The 21,718-nt window shown below is 69.7% G+C and carries 20 protein-coding genes; 10 read left to right on the top strand and 10 right to left on the bottom strand.

All coding sequences use genetic code 11. The features are described 5' to 3' along the window. Window positions 1-6: 6 nt before the first annotated feature. Window positions 7-414 carry a VOC family protein gene (locus ACGFZK_RS18210; protein ID WP_393849872.1) on the bottom strand — a complete coding sequence of 136 codons (408 nt, stop codon included), beginning with the start codon at window positions 412-414 and terminating at the stop codon, window positions 7-9. Between the two features lie 334 nt (window positions 415-748). Between ACGFZK_RS18210 and ACGFZK_RS18205 the strand changes: the two genes are divergently transcribed. Next, the gene (locus tag ACGFZK_RS18205; RefSeq protein WP_393849871.1) at window positions 749-1,909 is read left to right on the top strand and encodes an alkaline phosphatase PhoX; all 1,161 of its coding nucleotides are present in this window, start codon (window positions 749-751) and stop codon (window positions 1,907-1,909) included. Window positions 1,910-2,055: 146 nt separating this feature from the next. Here the strand turns inward: ACGFZK_RS18205 and ACGFZK_RS18200 are convergent, their stop codons facing one another. From ACGFZK_RS18200 to dusB, 3 genes are all read right to left on the bottom strand, one after another. Continuing rightward, entirely contained in the window at window positions 2,056-3,054 is a 999-nt protein-coding gene (locus tag ACGFZK_RS18200) for a helix-turn-helix domain-containing protein (RefSeq protein WP_393849870.1), read from the bottom strand. A gap of 385 nt (window positions 3,055-3,439) precedes the next feature. Further along, complete coding sequence (ppdK, locus tag ACGFZK_RS18195; protein ID WP_393849869.1) at window positions 3,440-6,148, bottom strand: pyruvate, phosphate dikinase; 2,709 nt, start codon at window positions 6,146-6,148, stop codon at window positions 3,440-3,442. Window positions 6,149-6,512: 364 nt separating this feature from the next. After that, window positions 6,513-7,673, bottom strand: a complete 1,161-nt coding sequence (gene dusB / locus ACGFZK_RS18190; protein ID WP_393850072.1) for a tRNA dihydrouridine synthase DusB — start codon at window positions 7,671-7,673, stop codon at window positions 6,513-6,515. 33 nt (window positions 7,674-7,706) lie between these two features. Between dusB and ACGFZK_RS18185 the strand changes: the two genes are divergently transcribed. Further along, a complete protein-coding gene (locus ACGFZK_RS18185) occupies window positions 7,707-9,155 on the top strand; it encodes an MFS transporter (protein ID WP_393849868.1) in 1,449 nt (482 codons plus the stop codon). Between the two features lie 24 nt (window positions 9,156-9,179). Here ACGFZK_RS18185 and ACGFZK_RS18180 read toward each other — a convergent pair whose 3' ends face one another. Then, window positions 9,180-9,635: a MarR family winged helix-turn-helix transcriptional regulator gene (locus ACGFZK_RS18180; RefSeq protein WP_393849867.1), complete on the bottom strand. Its 456-nt coding sequence runs from the start codon at window positions 9,633-9,635 to the stop codon at window positions 9,180-9,182. Window positions 9,636-9,726: 91 nt separating this feature from the next. On the opposite strand from ACGFZK_RS18180, the gene ACGFZK_RS18175 reads away from it, so the two are divergent. The 4 genes from ACGFZK_RS18175 (at window position 9,727) to ACGFZK_RS18160 (ending at window position 12,686) form a co-directional block, all read left to right on the top strand. Beyond that, the gene (locus tag ACGFZK_RS18175; protein WP_393849866.1) at window positions 9,727-10,071 is read left to right on the top strand and encodes a DoxX family protein; all 345 of its coding nucleotides are present in this window, start codon (window positions 9,727-9,729) and stop codon (window positions 10,069-10,071) included. A gap of 54 nt (window positions 10,072-10,125) precedes the next feature. Next, the gene (locus ACGFZK_RS18170; protein WP_393849865.1) at window positions 10,126-11,214 is read left to right on the top strand and encodes an aldo/keto reductase; all 1,089 of its coding nucleotides are present in this window, start codon (window positions 10,126-10,128) and stop codon (window positions 11,212-11,214) included. 21 nt (window positions 11,215-11,235) lie between these two features. Continuing rightward, window positions 11,236-11,829, top strand: coding sequence for a TetR family transcriptional regulator (locus ACGFZK_RS18165; protein WP_393849864.1), 594 nt, complete (start codon window positions 11,236-11,238; stop codon window positions 11,827-11,829). Window positions 11,830-12,047: 218 nt separating this feature from the next. Continuing rightward, window positions 12,048-12,686, top strand: coding sequence for a VC0807 family protein (locus tag ACGFZK_RS18160; RefSeq protein WP_393849863.1), 639 nt, complete (start codon window positions 12,048-12,050; stop codon window positions 12,684-12,686). Window positions 12,687-12,768: 82 nt separating this feature from the next. Here the strand turns inward: ACGFZK_RS18160 and ACGFZK_RS18155 are convergent, their stop codons facing one another. Then, a complete protein-coding gene (locus tag ACGFZK_RS18155; RefSeq protein ID WP_393849862.1) occupies window positions 12,769-14,151 on the bottom strand; it encodes a glycine--tRNA ligase in 1,383 nt (460 codons plus the stop codon). A gap of 155 nt (window positions 14,152-14,306) precedes the next feature. Between ACGFZK_RS18155 and ACGFZK_RS18150 the strand changes: the two genes are divergently transcribed. From ACGFZK_RS18150 to ACGFZK_RS18135, 4 genes are read left to right on the top strand one after another with little or no spacing between them, the layout of a single operon-like run. Continuing rightward, complete coding sequence (locus ACGFZK_RS18150; protein ID WP_393849861.1) at window positions 14,307-15,287, top strand: metal ABC transporter substrate-binding protein; 981 nt, start codon at window positions 14,307-14,309, stop codon at window positions 15,285-15,287. After that, entirely contained in the window at window positions 15,288-16,106 is an 819-nt protein-coding gene (locus ACGFZK_RS18145) for a metal ABC transporter ATP-binding protein (protein ID WP_393849860.1), read from the top strand. Continuing rightward, window positions 16,106-16,972, top strand: coding sequence for a metal ABC transporter permease (locus ACGFZK_RS18140; RefSeq protein ID WP_393849859.1), 867 nt, complete (start codon window positions 16,106-16,108; stop codon window positions 16,970-16,972). Before ACGFZK_RS18145 ends, ACGFZK_RS18140 begins: the two co-directional genes overlap by 1 nt. Before the next feature lie 51 nt (window positions 16,973-17,023). Beyond that, window positions 17,024-17,452 (top strand): Fur family transcriptional regulator, encoded by a 429-nt coding sequence (locus tag ACGFZK_RS18135; RefSeq protein WP_078626133.1) that lies wholly within the window; start codon window positions 17,024-17,026, stop codon window positions 17,450-17,452. Window positions 17,453-17,480: 28 nt separating this feature from the next. Here the strand turns inward: ACGFZK_RS18135 and ACGFZK_RS18130 are convergent, their stop codons facing one another. The 4 genes from ACGFZK_RS18130 to ACGFZK_RS18115 form a co-directional block, all read right to left on the bottom strand. After that, window positions 17,481-17,954 (bottom strand): YcxB family protein, encoded by a 474-nt coding sequence (locus ACGFZK_RS18130; RefSeq protein WP_393849858.1) that lies wholly within the window; start codon window positions 17,952-17,954, stop codon window positions 17,481-17,483. A gap of 44 nt (window positions 17,955-17,998) precedes the next feature. Next, window positions 17,999-18,823: an isoprenyl transferase gene (locus ACGFZK_RS18125; RefSeq protein ID WP_393849857.1), complete on the bottom strand. Its 825-nt coding sequence runs from the start codon at window positions 18,821-18,823 to the stop codon at window positions 17,999-18,001. Between the two features lie 11 nt (window positions 18,824-18,834). Then, a complete protein-coding gene (recO, locus tag ACGFZK_RS18120; protein WP_008739303.1) occupies window positions 18,835-19,581 on the bottom strand; it encodes a DNA repair protein RecO in 747 nt (248 codons plus the stop codon). 99 nt (window positions 19,582-19,680) lie between these two features. Next, a complete protein-coding gene (locus tag ACGFZK_RS18115) occupies window positions 19,681-21,216 on the bottom strand; it encodes a nucleobase:cation symporter-2 family protein (RefSeq protein ID WP_393849856.1) in 1,536 nt (511 codons plus the stop codon). Window positions 21,217-21,718 lie beyond the last annotated feature (502 nt).

The raw sequence follows: 21,718 nt of genomic DNA, 5'->3' as shown, positions 1-21,718 counted from the left end.
GAGCGGTCAGCTCTGGATCATGGACGGGTCCATCCACATGATCTCCCAGGTGTGGCCGTCGAGGTCGTCGAAGGCGCGGCCGTACATGACGCCGTGGTCCTGGGCGGGGCGGGGCTCGGTGGCACCGGCCGCCAGGGCCCCGTCCACCAGCTCGTCGACCGCGGTGCGGCTCTCGGCGCTCAGACACAGGAGCACCTCGGACGTCTTCGTCGCGTCCGCGATCTCCTTGTGGGTGAAGTCCTTGTAGCGGGCCTCGGCCAGGAGCATCGCGACGATGGTATCGCTGATGACCATGGAGGCGCAGTTCTCATCGGTGAACTGGGCGTTGAAGGAGTAGCCCAGCTTGCTCCAGAAGGCCTTGCTGGCGTCCAGGTCCTTGACCGGCAGGTTGACGAAGATCATGGTGGCGGACATCCCGAGGTCTCTCTTCTCTCGTGTGAACTGCTCAGTGTGCGGTGTGCGGTGCTTTCGAGAGGTAGACCGCGGGTCCCCGGGAAACTCATCGGTCCCCGCGAAGTTTTTGCGAACTTCCCTGCCTGACCGACGAAACCGCAGGTCAGGCCAGTGAGACCGAAACGTCGGGGCCGGCCGGGTGGGCAGAGGCGGGCCGGCCGCAGGATTGCACGTCGAGCGGTCGCTCGTGCGTAATGAGGAGTTGGCGCCACGGCAACTGGCGCCTCCTAGGTTCCTCGACGCGTGCGACCCCGCGTCCGACCGGCCGCGGGGCCTTCCTCCCACAGGAGTGACCGTGGAACGTCGTACCTTCCTGCGCGGCGCAGTGATCGGTTCGTCGGCCGCCGCCTTCGGCGGCACACTGATGCACGGGGCCGCCTACGCCGCCCCCGCCCAGCCGGGCGCCGGCCCCTACGGCGCTCTCGGCGCGGCCGACGCCAACGGCATCATGCTCCCCGGCGGTTTCACCAGCCGGGTGATCGCCCGCTCGGGCCAGACCGTCAGCGGTACCTCGTACACCTGGCACAGCGCCCCCGACGGCGGTGCGTGTTTCGTCGACGGCTCGGGCTGGATCTACGTGTCCAACTCGGAGATCAACCCCTCCGGCGGCGCGAGCGCGGTGAAGTTCAACTCCTCCGGCACCGTCACCGGCGCCTACCGGATCCTCTCCGACACCCGGCAGAACTGCGCGGGCGGCAAGACCCCCTGGAACACCTGGCTGTCCTGCGAGGAGGTCACCCGCGGCTACGTGTACGAGACGGACCCGTACGGGGTCAACGCGGCCGTCCAGCGCCCGGCGATGGGGCAGTTCAAGCACGAGGCGGCCGCCGCCGACCCGGTCCGCCAGGTGGTCTACCTGACGGAGGACGAGACGGACGGCTGCTTCTACCGCTTCGTACCGACCACCTGGGGCAACCTCTCCTCCGGCACGCTCCAGGTCCTCAAGGCCTCCACCGCCACCTCGGGCTCCTTCACCTGGGCCAACGTCCCCGACCGTGACGGCTCCCCCACCGCCACCCGCAGCCAGGTCTCGGGCGCGAAGAAGTTCAACGGCGGCGAGGGCTGCCACTACGCCAGCAACACCGTCTGGTTCACCACCAAGGGCGACAACCGGGTCTGGCAACTCAACCTCACGAACAACACGTACGAGCTGGCCTACGACGACTCGCTCGTGCCCGGCGGCGCGGCCCCGCTGACGGGCGTCGACAACGTCACCGGGTCCTCGTACGGCGACCTGTACGTCGCCGAGGACGGCGGCACCATGGAGATCTGCGTGATCACCCCGGACGACGTGGTGGCGCCCTTCCTGCGGATCACCGGCCAGTCCTCCTCGGAGGTCACCGGCCCGGCCTTCTCGCCCGCCGGCAACCGGCTCTACTTCTCCAGCCAGCGCGGTACGAGCGGCAGCTCGTCCGGCGGCATCACCTACGAGGTGACCGGCCCCTTCCGCGTCTGAGCCCCGCCCTTCCAGCCCCGCCGGCGTCTCCCAGCCCCGCCGGCGTTTGAGGCGCGGGGGTCCGGGGGCAGCGCCCCCGCAACGGCGCCGCGCCCGCACGACCGACCGTGCCCCGACGGGTTCGACCCCGCCGGGGCGCGGCCGCGTCACGAGGCCACGGCCCCGCCCTTGAGCAGCGCAGCACCCAGAGGCGTCACCGTGTGCAGCACCGCGTTCCCCCGCCGGAGGGTGGTGACCAGCCCCGCCTCCCGCATCACGCACGCGTGCTGGCTCGCGGAGGCCAGCGAGACCCCGGCCCGGCGGGCCAGCTCGCTGGTGGTCGCTCCGTCCCCTATGGCCCGCAGCACGACCGAGCGGGTGTGCCCGACCAGCTTGCCCAGGGTGCGCTGGCGCTGCTCTTCCACGGGCCGGGCCGACTCGCCGCCCGCGGGCGCCGAGGCCAGCTGTGCGGCGGCCGGGTAGACCAGCACCGGCGGCAGCTCCGGATCGTGCAGGGTCACCGCGGTGCGCCGGCAGAAGAAGGACGGCTGGAGCAGCAGCCCGCGCCCGCGCAGCCGTACGTCACGGTCCACGGGGTAGTCGCACTCCAGCACCGGAGCCCGCCAGCGCAGCATGGGCGGCAGCGAGGCCAGCAGCTCGTCCGCGCCCCCGTCCAGCAGGGCCCGGCCGCGGGCGGCCCGCTCGGCTTCGATCTGGGCCTGGATATGGGTCCAGTACGGCTCCACGGCCGCGCGGTGGTAGGCCCGTAGCTCGCCCATGAGCCGCGGCAGCTGCTTGCCGTCGTCGTCCATGAACTCCCGTAACCGCGGGGTCATCGGCGCACCGGCGGCCAGCAGCCGGAGCTCGCGCCGCATCCGCTCGGGACGGATCCCGCGCAGCGCGTCGAGGCCCACGTCCCACCCGTACTGCCCCTCCACAGGGGTCAGGAAATCGGGAAAATAACCACGACTCGGTATGAGCATACCGAGCGTGCGTGTTTCACTATTCAACCTGCTCCGGGTTTCCGTACGCCATTCACCGAACAACCGGGCATCGCGCCGGTCTCTTAAGCGGTGAAAGCTGAGAATCGTTTCCCACAACGCATCGGGACGCCCTGCCATCCGTACGCGTGCCAGGTCCACTCCAGTGAAATGGATACGCAGCACCGAACCCCCACCTGTGCAACCGCAATCCCCCCGCTCCATGAGTATGCACGCCGTCACACGTGGTCACCACGCCCTTTCGGCCACAGTTGAAACCCCTTTCGGCAGGGGCGTGACAACCGAAATCCTGTACTCCGCCGGGCACACTCCGATGCGACCGAAACGCTCCGCGAAGGCCGTGGGGGGCTTTGCGGGGCCTGGCGGTCGGTCGCACCGGGAAGCGCCGACGTGCCCGGCAGAATGACAGCGGCGGTGGACGGGTGGGGATCCGTCCACCGCCTGCTGGCGTAAAGATTTGCTGAACAACAAAAAAATAGGCGCGCCCGCCCCCGGGCAGTCAGGGAACCCGGGGACAGGCGCGGTCTATGGGGCCCTTGCGGCCCGGGGGTCAGCGGCTGTCGCTGCCCTTCGACTCGGCGGCTGCACGGCCCGCCTCCAGGCGCGCCACCGGGATCCGGAAGGGCGAGCAGGAGACGTAGTCGAGGCCGACCTCGTGGAAGAAGTGGACGGACTCGGGGTCGCCGCCGTGCTCACCGCAGATGCCGAGCTTGAGGTCGGGGCGGGTGGCCCGGCCCTGCTTGACCGCGTGGCGGACGAGGGAGCCGACGCCGTCCTTGTCGATGGTCTCGAAGGGCGAGACCCCGAAGATGCCCTTCTCCAGGTAGGCGGTGAAGAAGCTGGCCTCGACGTCGTCGCGGGAGAAGCCCCACACCGTCTGGGTCAGGTCGTTCGTGCCGAAGGAGAAGAACTGCGCGGCCTCGGCGATCTGGGCGGCCGTCAGGGCGGCGCGCGGCAGCTCGATCATCGTGCCGATGGTCAGCTTGAGGCTGGTGCCGGTGGCGGCCTCGACCTCGGCGATGACCTGGTCGGCCTCGTCGCGGACGATCTCCAGCTCCTGGACGGTGCCGACGAGCGGGACCATGATCTCGGGGCGCGGGTCGCCCTTGGCGTTCTTGCGCTCGGCGGCGGCCTCGGCGATGGCCCGGACCTGCATCTTGAACAGGCCGGGGATGACCAGGCCGAGGCGGACGCCGCGCAGACCCAGCATCGGGTTCTGCTCGTGCAGCTTGTGCACGGCCTGGAGCAGGCGCAGGTCGTTCTCGTTGGCGTCCTTGCGGGACTCGGCGAGGGCGACGCGGACCGACAGCTCGGTGATGTCGGGCAGGAACTCGTGCAGCGGCGGGTCGAGGAGGCGGACGGTGACGGGCAGGCCGTCCATCGCCTCGAACAGCTCGACGAAGTCCTTCTTCTGCAGCGGCAGGAGGGCACTGAGTGCCTCCTCGCGCTCGCCGTCGGTGTCCGCGAGGATCAGTCGCTCCACCAGTTCACGGCGGTCGCCGAGGAACATGTGCTCGGTGCGGCACAGGCCGATGCCCTGGGCGCCGAAGCGGCGGGCGCGCAGCGCGTCCTCGGCGTTGTCGGCGTTGGCCCGGACGCGCAGGCGGCGGACGCGGTCCGCGTAGGCCATGATCCGGTGGACGGCGGCGACGAGCTCGTCGGCGTCGTCGGCGCCGGCGTGCATGCGGCCCTCGAAGTACTCGACGACCGGGGACGGTACGACGGGTACCTCGCCGAGGTAGACCTTGCCGGTGGAGCCGTCGATGGAGACGACGTCGCCCTCTTCGATCACCGTGCCGCCGACCGTCATACGGCGGCGCTTGGTGTCGACGTCGAGGTCCTCGGCGCCGCAGACACAGGTCTTGCCCATGCCGCGGGCGACGACGGCGGCGTGCGAGGTCTTGCCGCCGCGCGAGGTCAGGATGCCCTCGGAGGCGATCATGCCGTCCAGGTCGTCCGGGTTGGTCTCGCGGCGGATCAGGATGACCTTCTCGCCGGAGCGGGACCACTTGACGGCCGTGTACGAGTCGAAGACGGCCTTGCCGACGGCCGCGCCCGGGGAGGCGGCGATACCAAGGCCGAGCAGCTCCGTCTTCGCGTCCTCGTCGAAGCGCGGGAACATCAGCTGCGCGAGCTGGGCGCCGTTGACGCGCTGGAGGGCCTCGGCCTCGTCGATCAGGCCCTGGTCCACGAGCTGGGTGGCGATGCGGAAGGCCGCGCCCGCCGTGCGCTTGCCGACGCGGGTCTGGAGCATCCACAGCTGGCCGCGCTCGATGGTGAACTCGATGTCGCAGAGATCCTTGTAGTGGGTCTCCAGCGTCTCCATGATCGTCATGAGCTGGTCGTACGAGGCCTTGTCGATGGTCTCCAGGTCCGCGAGCGGCACGGTGTTGCGGATGCCCGCGACGACGTCCTCGCCCTGGGCGTTCTGCAGGTAGTCGCCGTAGACGCCCTGGTGGCCGCTGGCGGGGTCGCGGGTGAAGGCGACGCCGGTGCCGGAGTCGGGGCCGAGGTTGCCGAAGACCATGGAGCAGATGTTGACCGCGGTGCCCAGGTCGCCCGGGATGCGCTCCTGGCGGCGGTAGAGCTTGGCGCGGTCGGTGTTCCACGAGTTGAAGACGGCCTCGACGGCGAGGTCGAGCTGCTCGCGGGCGTCCTGCGGGAACTCGCGGCCGGCCTGCTTGGCGACGATCTTCTTGAAGCGGGTGACCAGCTTCTTCAGGTCGGCGGCGTCGAGGTCGGTGTCGACGGCGACCTTCTTGGCGGCCTTGGCCTCGTCGAGGGCTTCCTCGAAGAGCTCGCCGTCCACGTCCAGCACGGTCTTGCCGAACATCTGGATGAGGCGGCGGTACGAGTCCCACGCGAAGCGCTCGTTACCGGCCTGGGAGGCGAGGCCCTTCACGGAGTCGTCGGAGAGACCGATGTTCAGGACCGTGTCCATCATGCCGGGCATCGAGAACTTCGCACCGGAGCGCACGGAGACCAGCAGCGGGTCGTCCGACTGTCCGAGCTTCTTGCCCATCTTGGCCTCGAGGGCGGCAAGGTGGGCGCTGACCTCTTCGCGCAGCGCGGCCGGGGCCGTGCCGCTGTCGAGGTAGACCTTGCAGGCCTCGGTGGTGATGGTGAAGCCGGGAGGGACCGGCAGACCCAGGTTGGTCATCTCGGCGAGGTTGGCTCCCTTGCCGCCGAGAAGGTCCTTGAGGTCGCGGTTGCCCTCGGTGAAGTCGTAGACGAACTTCTGATCTTTGTTTTCCGACACGGGTCTCGACTCCTCGAGGCTCGGTGGCTGCCCTGACGGCCAGGAACATACCCAGATCGAAGGCTTCTGGGTACGTCCACTTGGTCGTCATATGGCTGTAACCACCCGTGCGCCAGCAGATCGAAAGTAACTCGCGGGTAATGAGAAAGTACGAAGAGCCTTCACATCCCGAAGGGTAAGGAGGCTCCTGAGGCCTAATCACGCTCGGATGAGCGATCATCGATACATTTGCGTTCAAGTGTTGAACGCACAAAGGGTGGCACCCAGTGCCACCCTTTGAAAGTCTTACCCGTGACTTTGACGCTCATCTGAGCGAAACCCTTCCCATGCGTGGCGTATATCACGCACCACGGAGGGCGATTTGTCAGCCTCCGGAGGTGTCCAGTTCAGCGTCCTCGCTCACACCCGCGCAGTCGTACGGGTCCTTCAACCAGCCGTCCGGCAGGACAACTCGGTTGTTTCCGGACGTCCGACCCCGAGGGCCGTCCGCACTCTCGGGCCATCCCTGGTCCAGGTCGAGCTCGCTCAGATGAGCGTCCAGTTCGGCCAGCGAAGAGGTGACCGCGAGCTTCTTGCGCATCTCGGACCCGACCGAGAAGCCCTTGAGGTACCAGGCCACGTGCTTACGGAAGTCGATCACCCCGCGCGCCTCGTCGCCGATCCACTCCCCCAGCAGCTGTGCATGGCGGTGCATGGTGGCCGCGACCTCGCGCAGGGTGGGCTTGTGGAAGTCCTCGGGCCGCCCCTCGAAGGCCGCCACCAGGTCGTTGAACAGCCAGGGCCGCCCCAGGCAGCCGCGGCCCACGACCACGCCGTCACAACCGGTCTCGCGGACCATGCGCAGCGCGTCCTCGGCGCACCAGATGTCGCCGTTGCCGAGCACGGGGATCTCCGGCACGTGCTCCTTCAGCCGTGCGATGGCGTCCCAGTCGGCGGTGCCGCCGTAGTGCTGGGCGGTGGTCCGCCCGTGCAGGGCTATCGCGGTGACCCCCTCCTCGACGGCGATCCGGCCGGCGTCGAGGTAGGTGAGGTGGTCGTCGTTGATGCCCTTGCGCATCTTCATGGTGACCGGCAGGTCACCGGCGCCGGCGACGGCCTCGCGCAGGATCGCCCGCAGCAGGTTGCGCTTGTACGGGAGGGCCGAGCCGCCGCCCTTTCGGGTGACCTTGGGGACCGGGCAGCCGAAGTTGAGGTCGATGTGGTCGGCGCGGTCCTCTTCGACGATCATGCGGACCGCCTTGCCGACCGTGGCCGGGTCCACCCCGTACAGCTGAATCGAGCGAGGCTTCTCGGTCTCGTCGAAGTGGATCAGCTGCATGGTCTTCTCGTTGCGCTCGACCAGGGCACGGGTCGTGATCATCTCGCTCACGAACAGACCCTTGCCGCCCGAGAACTCCCGGCAGAGGGTACGGAACGGGGCATTGGTGATGCCGGCCATGGGCGCGAGCACCACCGGGGGCTGCACGGTGTGCGGGCCGATCGCGAGGGGCGGGGGGAGCGTGGTCATCCGCCCATTGTCCCGCATGCCGAGGGGGTCGTGCGGACGTAGCATCGGCGCATGATCGAGCCGAGTCCCCGGCAGCGCACGCTCGTCCTGGCGATCTGCTGCATGAGCCTGCTGATCGTCAGCCTCGACAACACCGTGCTCAACGTCGCACTGCCGTCGATGCGCCGTGAGCTCGACGCCTCCGTCGCGGGCCTGCAGTGGACCATTGACGCGTACACGCTCGTCCTGGCCTCGCTGCTGATGCTCGCGGGCTCCACGGCCGACCGGATCGGCCGCCGCAAGGTGTTCGTCGCCGGTCTGCTGGCCTTCGGCCTGGGCTCCCTGTTGTGCTCGCTCGCCCCGAGCCTCGGCTGGCTCGTCGTCTTCCGGATGGTGCAGGCGGTCGGTGGTGCGATGCTCAACCCGGTCGCGATGTCGATCATCACCAACACCTTCACCGATCCGGCCGAGCGGGCCCGGGCCATCGGTGTCTGGGGCGCGGTCGGGGGCATCTCCATGGCCGCCGGCCCGCTGATCGGCGGGGTGCTGGTGGACTCCGTGGGCTGGCGCTCGATCTTCCTGATCAACCTGCCGATCGGCCTGGCGGCGCTCGTACTGACCCTGCGGCACATCCCCGAGTCCCGGGCCGCCCGGCCGCGACGGCCGGACCCGGTGGGTCAGGTGCTGGTCATCGCGCTGCTCGGCAGCCTGACGTACGGGATCATCGAGGCGCCCGCCGCCGGCTGGCGTTCGCCGCTGATCATGGGGTGCGCGGTGGTGGCCGTCGCCTCGCTGGTGGGGCTGCTGGTCTACGAGCCCCGGCGCAAGGAGCCGCTGATCGATCTCCGGTTCTTCCGGAGCGCACCGTTCAGCGGCTCGACGGTCATCGCGATCAGCGCCTTCGCCGGACTGGCCGGCTTCCTCTTCCTGAACACGCTCTACCTCCAGGACGTACGGGGGCTCAGCGCCCTGCACGCAGGGCTGTACATGCTGCCGATGGCCGCCCTGACCGTCCTGTTCGCGCCGCTGGCGGGGCGGCTGGTGGGCAGCCGGGGGCCGCGGATCTGCCTGTTGATCGCGGGTGTGGCGATGGGGTCGAGCGGGCTGCTGTTCGCGCTGTTCGAGGCCGAGACGTCCAACCCGCTCCTCTTCACCGGGTACGTGCTGTTCGGGCTGGGCTTCGGCATGGTGAACGCGCCGATCACCAATACGGCGGTGTCCGGGATGCCGCGCTCGCAGGCGGGGGTCGCGGCCGCCATCGCCTCCACCAGCCGGCAGACCGGCGGCACCCTGGGCGTCGCGGTGATCGGCTCGGTGCTGGCCGCCGGGCTGGCGAGCGGTTCCGACTTCTCGGCGGCGGCCCAGCCGGCCTGGTGGATCATTGCGGTCTGCGGGCTGCTCGTCCTGGTCGTGGGCGCGGCGACCAGCGGCACGTGGGCCCGGGAGACGGCGGAACGCACCGCCCGCACCCTGGAGGAGCCGGTCGGTCCGCCCGCGACGATCGGTTCGCCGCGCGGCTGAGGGCCGTCCCGCAATCCCGGGCGGCTACTCGCCGCAGGTGAAGTCCTCGGCCGAGGTGTTGACCCGGTCGAGGAGGCCGCGCAGGAGGTCGCACTCCGCGGCCGAGAGGCCCGCGAAGATGCCGCTCTCGACCTCGTCGAGGGCGGTGTTCGTCTGGTGGAGGGCGGCCTCCCCGGCGTCGGTGATGGCCACGTTGTGCCGGCGGCGGTCGGCCGGGTCCCGGCGGCGTTCGGCCAGGCCCTCGCCCTCCAGGTCGTTCAGGATCCCGACGAGCACGCTCGGGTCCACCTCCAGTCGCTCGGCGAGGGCCCGCTGGCTGATGGGGCCGCCCTCCAGGTGCATCAGCGTCATCGCGTGCCGCGGGGTGAGCCCCGCGGCGCCGAGTGCCCGCTTCATACGGGTCTGGGTGACCGATCCGTGCCAGGCGAGCAGCAGCCCCAGCCGCTGCGGGGGGTGCGGTCCGTCCTGATCTGCCGTCATGGTCCACATCGTAGCAACCGGGAAATGATTGCGTTGGGGATATCATTGATGCTATTCAATGGTTTGACAACACCGACCGTTGGAGATCTCCATGTTCATCGCCTACGCCGTCGTCGGCGGCCTGCTCGCCCTCGTCCTGGCCGCCTCCGCCACCTTCACCCTCCAGCGCAACGACCAGATCGTCGCGAGCATGCAGAAGGTCCAGGTCCCGGACTCGTGGCTGCCGCGCCTGGCCGCGCTCAAGGCCGCGGGCGCGATCGGCCTGGTGGCCGGCCTGTGGGTGACTCCGCTCGGCGTGGCCGCCGCCACCGGCGTGACCCTCTACTTCATCGGCGCGGTCATCAGCCACCTCCGCGTCAAGGACTACGAGCTCGCACCGGCGGCCGTACTGACGCTCGTCTCGGCGGCCGCGCTGGCGCTGCGCGTCCTCGCCTGACACTGACGAGTGACAGATATTGAAATCTGTCACTCGTCATGCCATTCTCGTTCCATGACCACGAACGAGAGCACTCCCCGCGTGAGCACCGCCACGACCCCCGCCCACCGCACCCCCGTCCACCGCACCCTCGGCAGCACCGGCCCCGCCGTCTTCCCGCTGGGGCTGGGCTGCATGGGAATGTCCGCCCTCTACGGGGAGGCGGACCGCACCGAGTCCGTCGCGACCATCCACGCCTACCTGGAAGCCACCCCCCACGACACGAACGCCCTGCTGGACACCGGCGACTTCTACGGCATGGGCCACAACGAACTGCTGATCAACGAAGCCCTGCGCACGGCGCCCGCGGCGGCTCGCGACAGGGCCCTGACCAGCGTCAAGTTCGGCGCGCTGCGCACGGTCGAGGGCGGCTTCACCGGCTACGACGGCCGGCCCGAGGCCGTCAGGAACTTCCTGGCCTATTCGCTCCAGCGGCTCGGCCGGGACCACATCGACGTCTACCGGATCGCCCGGGTGGACCCGGACGTGCCGATCGAGGAGACCGTCGGGGCCATCGCCGAAGCGGTCGAGGCCGGGCACGTGCGCCACATCGGCCTCTCCGAGGTCGGCGCGGACACCCTGCGCCGGGCCGCGGCCGTGGCGCCGATCTCCGACCTCCAGATCGAGTACTCGCTGCTCTCCCGCGGCATCGAGGACGAGATCCTGCCGACGGCGCGCGAGCTCGGCATCGGGATCACGGCGTACGGGGTGCTGTCCCGCGGCCTGATCAGCGGCCACTTCACCCGCGACCGCGCGCTGGCCCCGGGCGACTTCCGGGGCATGAGCCCGCGCTTCCAGGGCGACAACCTCGACCGGAACCTCGACCTGGTGGAGGCGCTGCGCAAGGTGGCCGAGACCAAGGGCGTGAGCGTCGCCCAAACCGCGATCGCCTGGGTGCTCGCGCAGGGGCCGCGGCACGGGGTCGACCTGGTGCCGCTGGTGGGCGCCCGGCGCCGGGACCGGCTCGCCGAGGCACTGGGTGCCATGGACGTCTCCCTCGACGCCGCCGACCTGACCGCCATCGAGGAGGCCGTCCCGGCCGGCGCCGCCGCCGGGGAAAGGTACCCGGCGGCCCAGATGGCCCACCTCGACAGTGAGCACTGAGCGGGCGGTACGGTCGTACTCATGCCCCCCGCCGCTGCCGCGCCCCTGACCCCCGAGGCCATCCTCGAGACCACCGAGGAGGTGCTGCGCCGCTTCGGCCCCACCAAAGCGACCGTGGTGGACGTGGCCCGCGCCCTGGGTGTCAGCCACGGCAGCGTGTACCGGCACTTCCCCTCGAAGGCGGCGCTGCGCGAGGCCGTCACGGACCGCTGGCTCGCCAGGAGCGTGGTCCTGCTGGAGGAGATCGCCTCGGCTCCCGCCGGGAGCGCCCCCTCCAAGCTGGAGGCGTGGCTGGAGGCCCTCTTCGACGCCAAGCGCCGCAAGGCGGGCGATGACCCGGAACTGTTCGCCACCTACACCGTGCTGCTCGCCGAGAACAGCGGCGTGGTGGACGCGCACCTGACCGAGCTGATCGACCAGCTGGGCCGGATCATCTCCGAGGGCGTCGCGGCGGGCTCGCTCGCCGCCGACGACGTGCCGGCGGCCGCGCGCGCGGTGTTCGACGCCACCGGCCGCTTCCACGACCCGCAGTACGCGGCCGACTGGCTCTCGCCGACGATCATCACCGAGTTCGAGGCGGTCACCGCCCTCGTGATCCGGGGCCTGCGCGCCTGACACGGGGCGGCGCCGGGCCGAATCAGTCACTCCCGACAAAACTTGATGATCATTTTGGGCGCGCCCGACTTGTTCGTGGGCCGTCAAACTCCATACGGTCCCCTTACCGCACACCATCAGGCACGCCCCAAGGGGGACCCTTGTCCACTCAAGCAACTCAAGACTCACGACCGGCACCTCCGAAACGTTCCGGTGGGGCCACCGCCCTCGGCTGGATCGTGACCATCGGGCTCAACGTGGTCGCGCCGATCATCACGTACAACGTGCTCACCGGGAGCCACGGCTGGAGCGAGTTCTCCGCACTGCTGCTCAGCAGCGCCTGGCCGGTGCTCGACAGCGTCGTCAGCCTGGCCTGGCGGCGCAAGCTCGACGAGTTCGCCGTCGTCACCCTGGTGTTCCTGGTGATCACCGCCGTCGTCTCGCTCGTCGGCGCCCACTCGGCCCGCGCCCTGCTCATCAAGGACTCCGGCGTGACCGGACTGTTCGGGCTGCTCTGCCTGGCGACGCTGTTCGCGCCGCGCCCGTTGATGTTCTACTTCGGCCGCAAGTTCGCCACCGACGGCACCTCGGAGAGCACCGCCTGGTGGAACGGCCTGTGGCAGTACGACGGCTTCCGCACCACCATGAACCGGATGACGCTGGTGTGGGGCGTCGCCTACGTCATCGAGGCGGTCGTCCGCCTCGTCCTGGCCTACACGCTGAGCACCAAGATCATGGTGGCCGTCAGCCCGGTCATGATCTACGCCGTGCTGGGCGGCCTCGCCGTGTGGACCGCCCTCTACGGGAAGCGGTCCAAGGCCGAGGGAGAGCGCCGTGCGGCCGAGCGCGCCGAGGCGGAGGCGTCAGGGACCACCTGACCGGACCCGTACCGCGAAAAGACCGGTGGCCCGGTGCGCTGCGAGCGCACCGGGCCACCGGTCTTCGTACGTACGGCGGTACCTAGCAGCCGAGCAGACGGCTGCCGAGGTAGGTCTGGATCTGGTCCAGGGAGACGCGCTCCTGCTTCATGGTGTCGCGCTCGCGCACGGTCACCGCGTTGTCGTCCAGGGTGTCGAAGTCGACGGTGACGCAGAACGGCGTACCGATCTCGTCCTGGCGACGGTAGCGGCGGCCGATGGCGCCCGCGTCGTCGAACTCGATGTTCCAGAACTTGCGCAGGTCGGCGGCGAGGCCCTTGGCCTTGGGCGACAGCTGCGCGTTGCGGGACAGCGGCAGGACGGCGACCTTGATCGGGGCCAGGCGCGGGTCGAGGCGCATCACGGTGCGCTTCTCCATGACGCCCTTGGCGTTCGGGGCCTCGTCCTCGACGTACGCGTCGAGCATGAAGGCGAGCATGGCGCGGTTCACACCGGCCGCCGGCTCGATGACGTACGGGGTGTAGCGCTCCTTGGTCTCCTGGTCGAAGTACACCAGGTCCTGGCCGGAGGCGGCGGAGTGGGCCTTGAGGTCGAAGTCGGTGCGGTTGGCGATGCCTTCGAGCTCGGAGAACTCGTTGCCACCGAAGTTGAAGCGGTACTCGATGTCGGCGGTGCGCTTCGAGTAGTGGGACAGCTTCTCCTTCGGGTGGTCGAACCAGCGGATGTTCTCCTCGCGGATGCCGAGGTCGCGGTACCAGTTCCACCGCTCCTGCATCCAGTACTCCTGCCACTGCTCGTCCTCGCCCGGCTTGACGAAGAACTCCATCTCCATCTGCTCGAACTCGCGCGTGCGGAAGATGAAGTTGCCCGGAGTGATCTCGTTCCGGAAGGACTTGCCCATCTGCGCGATGCCGAACGGCGGCTTCTTGCGCGAGGTGGTCTGCACGGTGGCGAAGTTGGTGAAGATGCCCTGGGCGGTCTCGGGGCGCAGGTACGCCTTGGAGGCGGTGTCCTGGCTCGGGCCGAGGTGGGTCTCCAGCATGCCGGAGAACTGCTTGGGCTCGGTGAACTGGCCCTTCACGCCGCAGTGGGGGCAGTTGATGTCGGCGAGGCCATTGGCGGGCAGACGGCCGTGCTTGGCCTCGTACGCCTCTTCAAGGTGGTCCGCGCGGTGCCGCTTGTGACAGGCGGTGCACTCGGTCAGCGGGTCCGAGAAAGTGGCGACGTGGCCGGAGGCCACCCACACCTCGGGGGCCAGGATCACGGACGAGTCGAGGCCGACGATGTCCTCACGCCCGGTGACCATCGCCTTCCACCACTGGCGCTTGATGTTCTCCTTGAGCTCGACACCGAGCGGACCGTAATCCCAGGCAGCCCGAGAGCCGCCGTAGATCTCACTGCAAGGGAAAACGAAGCCACGGCGCTTGCTCAGGCTGACGATGGTGTCGATCTTGTCGGCGGCCACGGTGCTCTCTTCATTACGAGGACGAACGGCGAAGTCCTTAGGTTACCGGCGCCCGCACCCCCCCTTTCAAATCGGTTCCCCTTCCACGGCGGCCTCCCCGGGCCCCCCACCTGGGTTTTTGACAATCGTTTCCATCTTTGATGAAAATGGATGTCATGAACGTACGACGCCTCATACCCACCGCCGCCCTCGCCGGAGCCGTCGCCCTCGGCGCCACGGCCCTGACCGCCTGCTCCGGTGCGGGCGAGAGCGCCGGCAAGGACGGCAAGGTCGGCGTGACGGCGTCGTTCTACCCGATGCAGTTCCTCGCCGAGCAGATCGGCAAGGACCACGTGAAGGTCTTCGGCCTGACCAAGCCCGGCGTCGAACCGCACGACCTGGAGATCAGCCCGAAGCAGACCGCGCGGCTCGGCGAATCCGATGTGGTCCTCTACCTCAAGAGCCTGCAGCCCGCCGTCGACAAGGCCGTCGCCCAGTCCGGCGTGAAGAACGTCGTCGACGCCGCGACCCTCACCGAGCTGGAGGTCCACGGCTCCTCCGGCCACGACCACGGCGCCGAGGAGGGCCACGCCGCGGGCGAGGGCCACGACCACGGCCACGACCACGGCGAGGCCGGCCGGGACCCGCACGTCTGGCTCGACCCCGCCAAGTACGCGGAGATCGCCAGGGGTGTCGGCGCGGCCCTGGTGAAGGCCGACCCCGACCACGCGGCCGACTACCGGAAGAACACCGACGAGCTGGTCGGCAAACTGACCGCGCTGGACACGGAGTTCAAGGACGGCCTGCAGAACACCGCGTCCAGGACCTTCATCACCACCCACTCCGCCTTCGGCTACCTCGCCGAGCGGTACGGCCTCGACCAGGAGGCCATCTCCGGCGTCGATCCCGAGTCCGAGCCGAGCCCGGCCCGGATGAAGGAACTCCAGGGGCTCGCGAAGCAGGAGAATGTCTCCACCGTGTTCTTCGAGACCCTGGCCAGCGACAAGACCGCCAGGACCCTCGCCGCCGACACCGGCCTGAAGACCGACGTCCTGGACCCGCTTGAGGGAATCACCGACAAGTCCCAGGGCGCTGACTACTTCGAGGTCATGCGGTCCAACCTGAAGAACCTCCAGAAGGCGCTCGGAGCCAAGTAGATGACAGCAGCAACGGAGGCGCGAGCCATGCAGTCCACGGCGCACCAGGCAGCGGACCAGCCCGTCATATCCCTGAGCGGGGCCACCGCCTCGCTCGGCTCGCGCCCCGTGCTGCGCGGGATCGACCTCACCGTCCACCGCGGAGAGGTCGTCGCCCTGCTCGGCGCCAACGGCTCCGGCAAGTCCACGGCCGTCCGCGCCGTGGTCGGCCAGGTCCCGCTGAGCGACGGCGACCTGTCCCTCTTCGGCACCGACTTCAAGCGCTTCCGGGAGTGGTCGCGCATCGGCTACGTCCCGCAGCGCACCACCGCCGCCAGCGGAGTCCCCGCCACCGTCCGCGAGGTCGTCTCCGCCGGCCGGCTCGCCCGCTCCCGCTTCGGGATCCTGCGCAAGGCCGACAAGGCCGCGGTCGAGCGCGCCCTGGCCCTGCTCGGCATGGAGCAGCACGCCTCCTCCTCGGTCAACGCCCTCTCCGGCGGCCAGCACCAGCGGGTGCTCATAGCCCGGGCGCTCGCCGTCGAACCGGAACTGCTGATCATGGACGAGCCGATGGCCGGCGTGGACCTCGCCAACCAGGAGGTCCTCGCGACCGCCCTGCGCGAGCAGAAGGCCCTCGGCACCACGCTCCTCCTCGTCCTGCACGAGCTCGGCCCGCTGGAGCCCCTGATCGACCGGGCCGTCGTCCTGCGCGACGGCTGCGTCGTCCACGACGGCCCGCCCCCGGAGGCCGTGGGCCAGCACGCCCTGCCCGGCCACGACCACGTACACCCCCACGCGGCGCACGACGCCGAGCCCCTGCGGACGGGACTGCTGAGCTGATGGACCTCCTCGACTACGCCTTCATGCAGCGGGCCCTGATCGCGGCCGCCATCGTCGGCCTCACGGCGCCCGCGATCGGCACGTACCTCGTCCAGCGCCGCCAGGCCGTCATGGGCGACGGCATCGGCCACGTGGCCACCACCGGTGTCGGCCTCGGCTTCCTGCTCAACACCAGCCCGGTGTGGATGGCCTCCCTCGTCGCCGTCGTCGGCGCCGTGGGCATGGAGCACATCCGCTCCCGCGGCAAGACCAGCGGCGACATCGCGCTCGCCATGCTCTTCTACGGCGGCCTGGCCGGCGGCGTCATGATCATCAACATGGCCGGCGGCTCCACCGCCACCCTGAGCAGCTACCTCTTCGGCGGCATCACCACCGTCGCGCCGGAGGACGTCTGGGCCGCGGTGATCCTCGCCGCCTTCGTCCTCGCCGTCACGGTCGGACTGCGCCGCCAGCTGTTCGCCATCAGCCAGGACGAGGAGTTCGCCCGGGTCACCGGCATGCCGGTGCGGGCGCTGAACCTCCTGATGGCCGTCACGGCCGCCCTCACCGTCACGGTGGCGATGCGGATCGTGGGCCTGCTGCTGGTCAGCGCCATGATGGTGATCCCCGTCGCGGCCGCGCAGCGGGTCACCCGCGGCTTCGCCGCGACGCTGTCGCTGGCCATGGTGATCGGCGTCGTGGTCTCCCTCAGCGGCGTGACCGCCACGTACTACCTCGACGCACCCTCCGGCGCGGCGATCGTGCTCCTGGCCATCGGCGTCTTCGTCGTCATGACGGCCCTGTCGGCGCCCCTGGCCAGGCGCCGGGCGAACGCGGCCCGCGCCGCCGCCGAAGAGGTCTGCACGGGGGACGACGTGAAGGTCTAGATGCGTCGGCCGCCTGGCACAATGGGCCGAGGCCGATACGAGGAGGAACCGGTGGCGACTGCGCCTGGCGAGATGAATACCGCGCCAGTACGAGGACGATCCACCCGGCAGCGGGCCGCGGTCGCGGCGGCGCTGGACGAGGTGGACGAGTTCCGCAGCGCCCAGGAACTCCACGACATGCTCAAGCACCGTGGTGACTCCGTGGGCCTGACGACCGTCTACCGCACCCTCCAGTCGCTCGCGGACGCCGGCGAGGTCGACGTGCTGCGCACCAGCGACGGCGAGTCCGTGTACCGCCGCTGCTCCACCGGCGACCACCACCACCACCTGGTCTGCCGCAAGTGCGGCAAGGCGGTCGAGGTGGAGGGCCCGGCCGTGGAGAAGTGGGCCGAGTCCATCGCGGCCGAGCACGGCTACGTGAACGTGGCGCACACGGTGGAGATCTTCGGCACCTGCGCCGACTGCGCCGCCGCGGGCTGACCGGTCCGGCCCGACCGGCAGGACACCCCTAGAGCCGCCGCAGGTTCGCGTCCAGGATCGCCCGCAGCCCGTCGGCGTCGGCCGGTGCCCGGATTCCCCGCTTGGGCAGGACCGTCATGGCCACCGCCTGCTTGTCGTCGCTCGGCATGACGAACGCGTCGGCCGTCTCCACGTACCTCGGCTGCGCGGCCCAGCCGATGCGCGACTCGCAGGACGCCGCCGTCAGCAGGGCTCCCGAGCCGTCGATGACGGCCCGGGTCTCCCCCGACTCCCCCAGCAGTCCGCGGAAGGCCCGCGCCTGGAGCCGCGGGCCGAACAGGGTGATCACCCACAGCAGCACGCCGGCGGCCACCAGGGCCGGCGGCGCTCCGGAGACGGTCCCGTCGGTCACCGTCACCAGCAGGCCGATGCCGATCCCGAAGGTCCCGCCGACGGGGAACGCCCATCGCCTGCGCCGCCCCGCGGCCGTGTGCGCGTCCCGGGCGCGGAGCGCCTGCGCCATGTCCGCCGTGGTGACCCGGTAGACGAGCTCGACCGCGCGGGAACTCAGGCGGAGGTGCCCGGCTCCGCCTGGTTCGGGACGGCCCCGCCGAAGCGGCGGTCGCGCTGGGCGTACTCCAGGCAGGCCGCCCAGAGGTTGCGCCGGTCGAAGTCCGGCCACAGGACGTCCTGGAAGACCATCTCGGCGTACGCGCTCTGCCAGAGCAGGTAGTTGGAGGTGCGCTGCTCGCCGCTGGGGCGCAGGAAGAGGTCCACGTCCGGCATGTCCGGGTAGTACATGTACTTCGCGAAGGTCTTCTCGTTCACCTTCGACGGGTCCAGCCGGCCCGCCGCGACATCGCGGGCGATGGCCTGCGCCGCGTCCGCGATCTCCGCGCGGCCCCCGTAGTTGACGCAGAAGTACAGGGTCATGGCGTCGTTGCCGACGGTCTGCTCCTGCGCGACCTGGAGCTCCTGGACGACCGACTTCCACATCTTGGGCATGCGGCCGACCCAGCGGATGCGGATGCCCAGCTCGTTCATCTCGTCGCGGCGGCGCCGGATGACGTCGCGGTTGAAGTTCATCAGGAAGCGGACCTCGTCGGGCGAGCGCTTCCAGTTCTCCGTCGAGAAGGCGTAGAGGGAGAGGTTCTTGACGCCCATCTCCAGGCAGCCCTTGAGCACGTCGAGTACGACGCCCTCGCCGACCTTGTGGCCCTCGGTGCGCGGCAGACCGCGCTCCTTGGCCCAGCGGCCGTTGCCGTCCATGACGACCGCGACGTGGTTCGGGACGAGCTCGCCCGGGATCTTCGGCGGGCGCTCACCGGACGGGTGCGGCTCGGGAACCTTGTACTCGCGGCGAGAGCGCCCCAGAATCCCGCGTCGTGCCATGTGCCCAGCTCCTATTTCTCGACGTATCGCAGGGAGCGTAGCCCGCGCTCCAGATGCCAGTGCAAGTAGGCGGAGACCAGCCCGCTGCCCTCCCGCACGTGACGCGCCTCGCACGCGTCGGCATGTCCCCAGTCGCCCGTCAGCAGGGCGCTGAGCAGGGCGATGGCCTCAGACGAGGGTACGACGCTGCCGGGCACCCGGCAGTCCCCGCATATCACTCCGCCCGCGGCGACGGAGAAGTGCCGGTTGGGGCCGTGGATGCCGCACTTCGCGCAGTCGTCGAAGCTGGGCGCGTAGCCGTTGACGGCGAGGGAGCGCAGCAGGAAGGCGTCGAGGATGAGGTGGGGCTCGTGCTCGCCGCGCGAGAGGGTGCGCAGGGCTCCGACGAGCAGCAGGTACTGCTGCACGGCGGGTTCGCCCTCGTTCTCGGTGAACCGCTCGGCGGTCTCCAGCATCGCGGTGCCGGCCGTGTAGCGGGCGTAGTCGGTGACGATGCCGTTGCCGTACGGGGCGATGATCTGGGTCTGGGTGCAGAGCGGCAGGCTGCGGCCGATCAGCTCGCTGCCGCGGGCGAAGAACTGCACGTCGGCGTGGGAGAAGGGTTCCAGCCCTGCGCCGAACTTGGACTTCGTACGCCGGACCCCGCGGGCGACGGCCCGCACCCGGCCGTGGCCGCGGGTGAGGAGCGTGATGATGCGGTCCGCCTCACCCAGCTTCTGGGTGCGCAGCACGATGCCGTCGTCGCGGAACAGACTCATGCGCCCATTGTCACCCGCCCGGCGGTGGTTCCGGGGACAGCACCGGCCCCCCGCCCGGGCCAGGAGGACCGGACGGGGGGCGGGCACCCCTTGGGAGGATCAGGAAGCGGTGGTGTCCGCGCTGTCCGTCGGACCGGAGCCACCGGACTTCTCGGCAGCGGCCTTCTCGGCGCCGGCCTCGGCAGCGGCCTTCTCGGCACCGGCCACGGGGGCCACCGCCTGGACGGGCACCGCCACGGAGACCGCCTCGGCCGCCTCGGCGCCGCGCTCGTGCGGCTCGTCCTTGCCCAGGCCGTTGAAGATCAGGTTGAGGACGATGGCGGCCGTGGCACCCAGCGTCACACCGCTGTTGAGCAGGGAGGACAGGTCCGGGTCCATGTGCTTGGTGAAGAAGACCGGGACGGTCGCGGGGAGCAGGGCGAAGGCGAGGGAGACGCCGACGATCAGCGCGTTCTTCTCCTCCTTCAGGTCCACCTTGGCCAGGGTCTGGATACCGGCCAGGGCCACCATGGCGAACATGACGGTCGCGGCGCCGCCGAGGACTCCGTGCGGGACGGCGGCGACGATCGCGGCGGCCTTGGGCAGCAGACCCAGGACGATCATGAAGACACCCGCGGCGACGACCACGAACCGGCTCTTCACCTTCGTCATCCGGACCAGGCCGACGTTCTCGGCGAAGGCCACGTACGGGAAGGAGTTGAGGACACCACCGAGGGCGGTCGCGGCGCCGTCGGCACGCAGGGCGCGGGCCACGGTCTCGCTGTCGACCTCCTTGCCGACGATGTCGCCGACGGCGTAGGTGTCACCGGTCGTCTCGACCATGGTGATCAGCATGACGATGAGCATCAGGACGATCGGGAACCACTCGAACTTCGGGACGCCGAAGTGGAAGGGGGTGGTGACGCCGATCCACTCGGAGTTGCTCACGTCGCCGAACTTCGCGTCCCCGAGGAGGAAGGCGGTGGTGGTGCCGACGACCAGGCCGAGGAGGATCGAGATGCTGGAGAGGAACGGCCTGCCGATCTTCATCAGGACGAGGATGAAGAGCATCGTGCCGCCTGCGTAGGCGAAGTGCTTCGGGTCACCGAAGTCCGGGCTGCCGAGGCCGCCGGCCGCGTCGTTGAGGCCGACCGGGATCAGGACGATGCCCAGCACGGTGATCACCGTGCCGGTGACGACCGGCGGGAACAGCCGCATCACGGTCCGGAACGCCTTGGCCGGCAGCCAGGCGAACGCGAAGGTGGCGATACCGGCGGTGATCACCGCACCGTAGATGACCAGGAGGGCGGCGGTACCGCCGCCGGCGCCGAGGCCTATGGCGATCATCGGGGAGACCGCGGTGAAGGTCACGCCCTGGATCAGCGGCAGTCGGGCGCCGATCCGGCCGATGCCCCAGGCCTGGATGATCGAGGCGATACCGCAGGTGAAGAGGTCCGCGTTGATCAGGTAGACCAGCTGTTCAGGGCTCAGCTTCAGCGCGTTGCCGACGATGATCGGGACGATCACCGCACCGGCGTAGAAGGCGAGTACGTGCTGGAAGCCGTACAGCGCGAGCTTGGGGAGGGGGAGCACCTCGTCGACCGGGTGCGTGCTCTGCTCTCCGTCGGTGGAAAGCCGGGCGGCGACACGTGCCATCTCAGCCTTGCCCTTCAAGGTAGGTAAGTGAGAGGAGATCTGGTTATCCCTGGGCGTAGTGGGTCGCTAACCCGTTGGTACGCCAGGGTTGTCAGTGCATTCACGTCGAGATGAATCGAAGCCGCGCTCTGTTAACGGCGCCGCCTTGTCGTGTGACCGGAATTGAACGCCTGTGGGAGGCCTCACAGGTATCGTCGACTTCGACAAACTGTTGACGTGGGCGGGCGCCCGATCTGTAGGTTTCTCCAGTGGTGCGGACTCGCCGGCGGGAGGTATGCACCGGGGGCCGTCGAGCCGGGCATTTCCGCGGCGGGACGGTGCAGCGCACCTGCCGTGACGTGCGGGTACGGGGTCTGCGACCCCTCGGACCGGTACGCTCGAAGGCACCGTTCCGGGCGTCCGACAGGTGGACACATCGGGCAGGGAGGAAGCGCCTCCGCACCTTCACAAGGCGTTCACGCGTCCCGAAATCGGCCCTGTGAGGCCGGATCGTTACGTCCTG

Source organism: Streptomyces sp. NPDC048257 (assembly GCF_043201855.1).
Lineage (GTDB): Bacteria > Actinomycetota > Actinomycetes > Streptomycetales > Streptomycetaceae > Streptomyces.
Note: the sequence above shows the minus strand (reverse complement) of the source record. Positions and strands in the feature narration are given on the sequence as shown.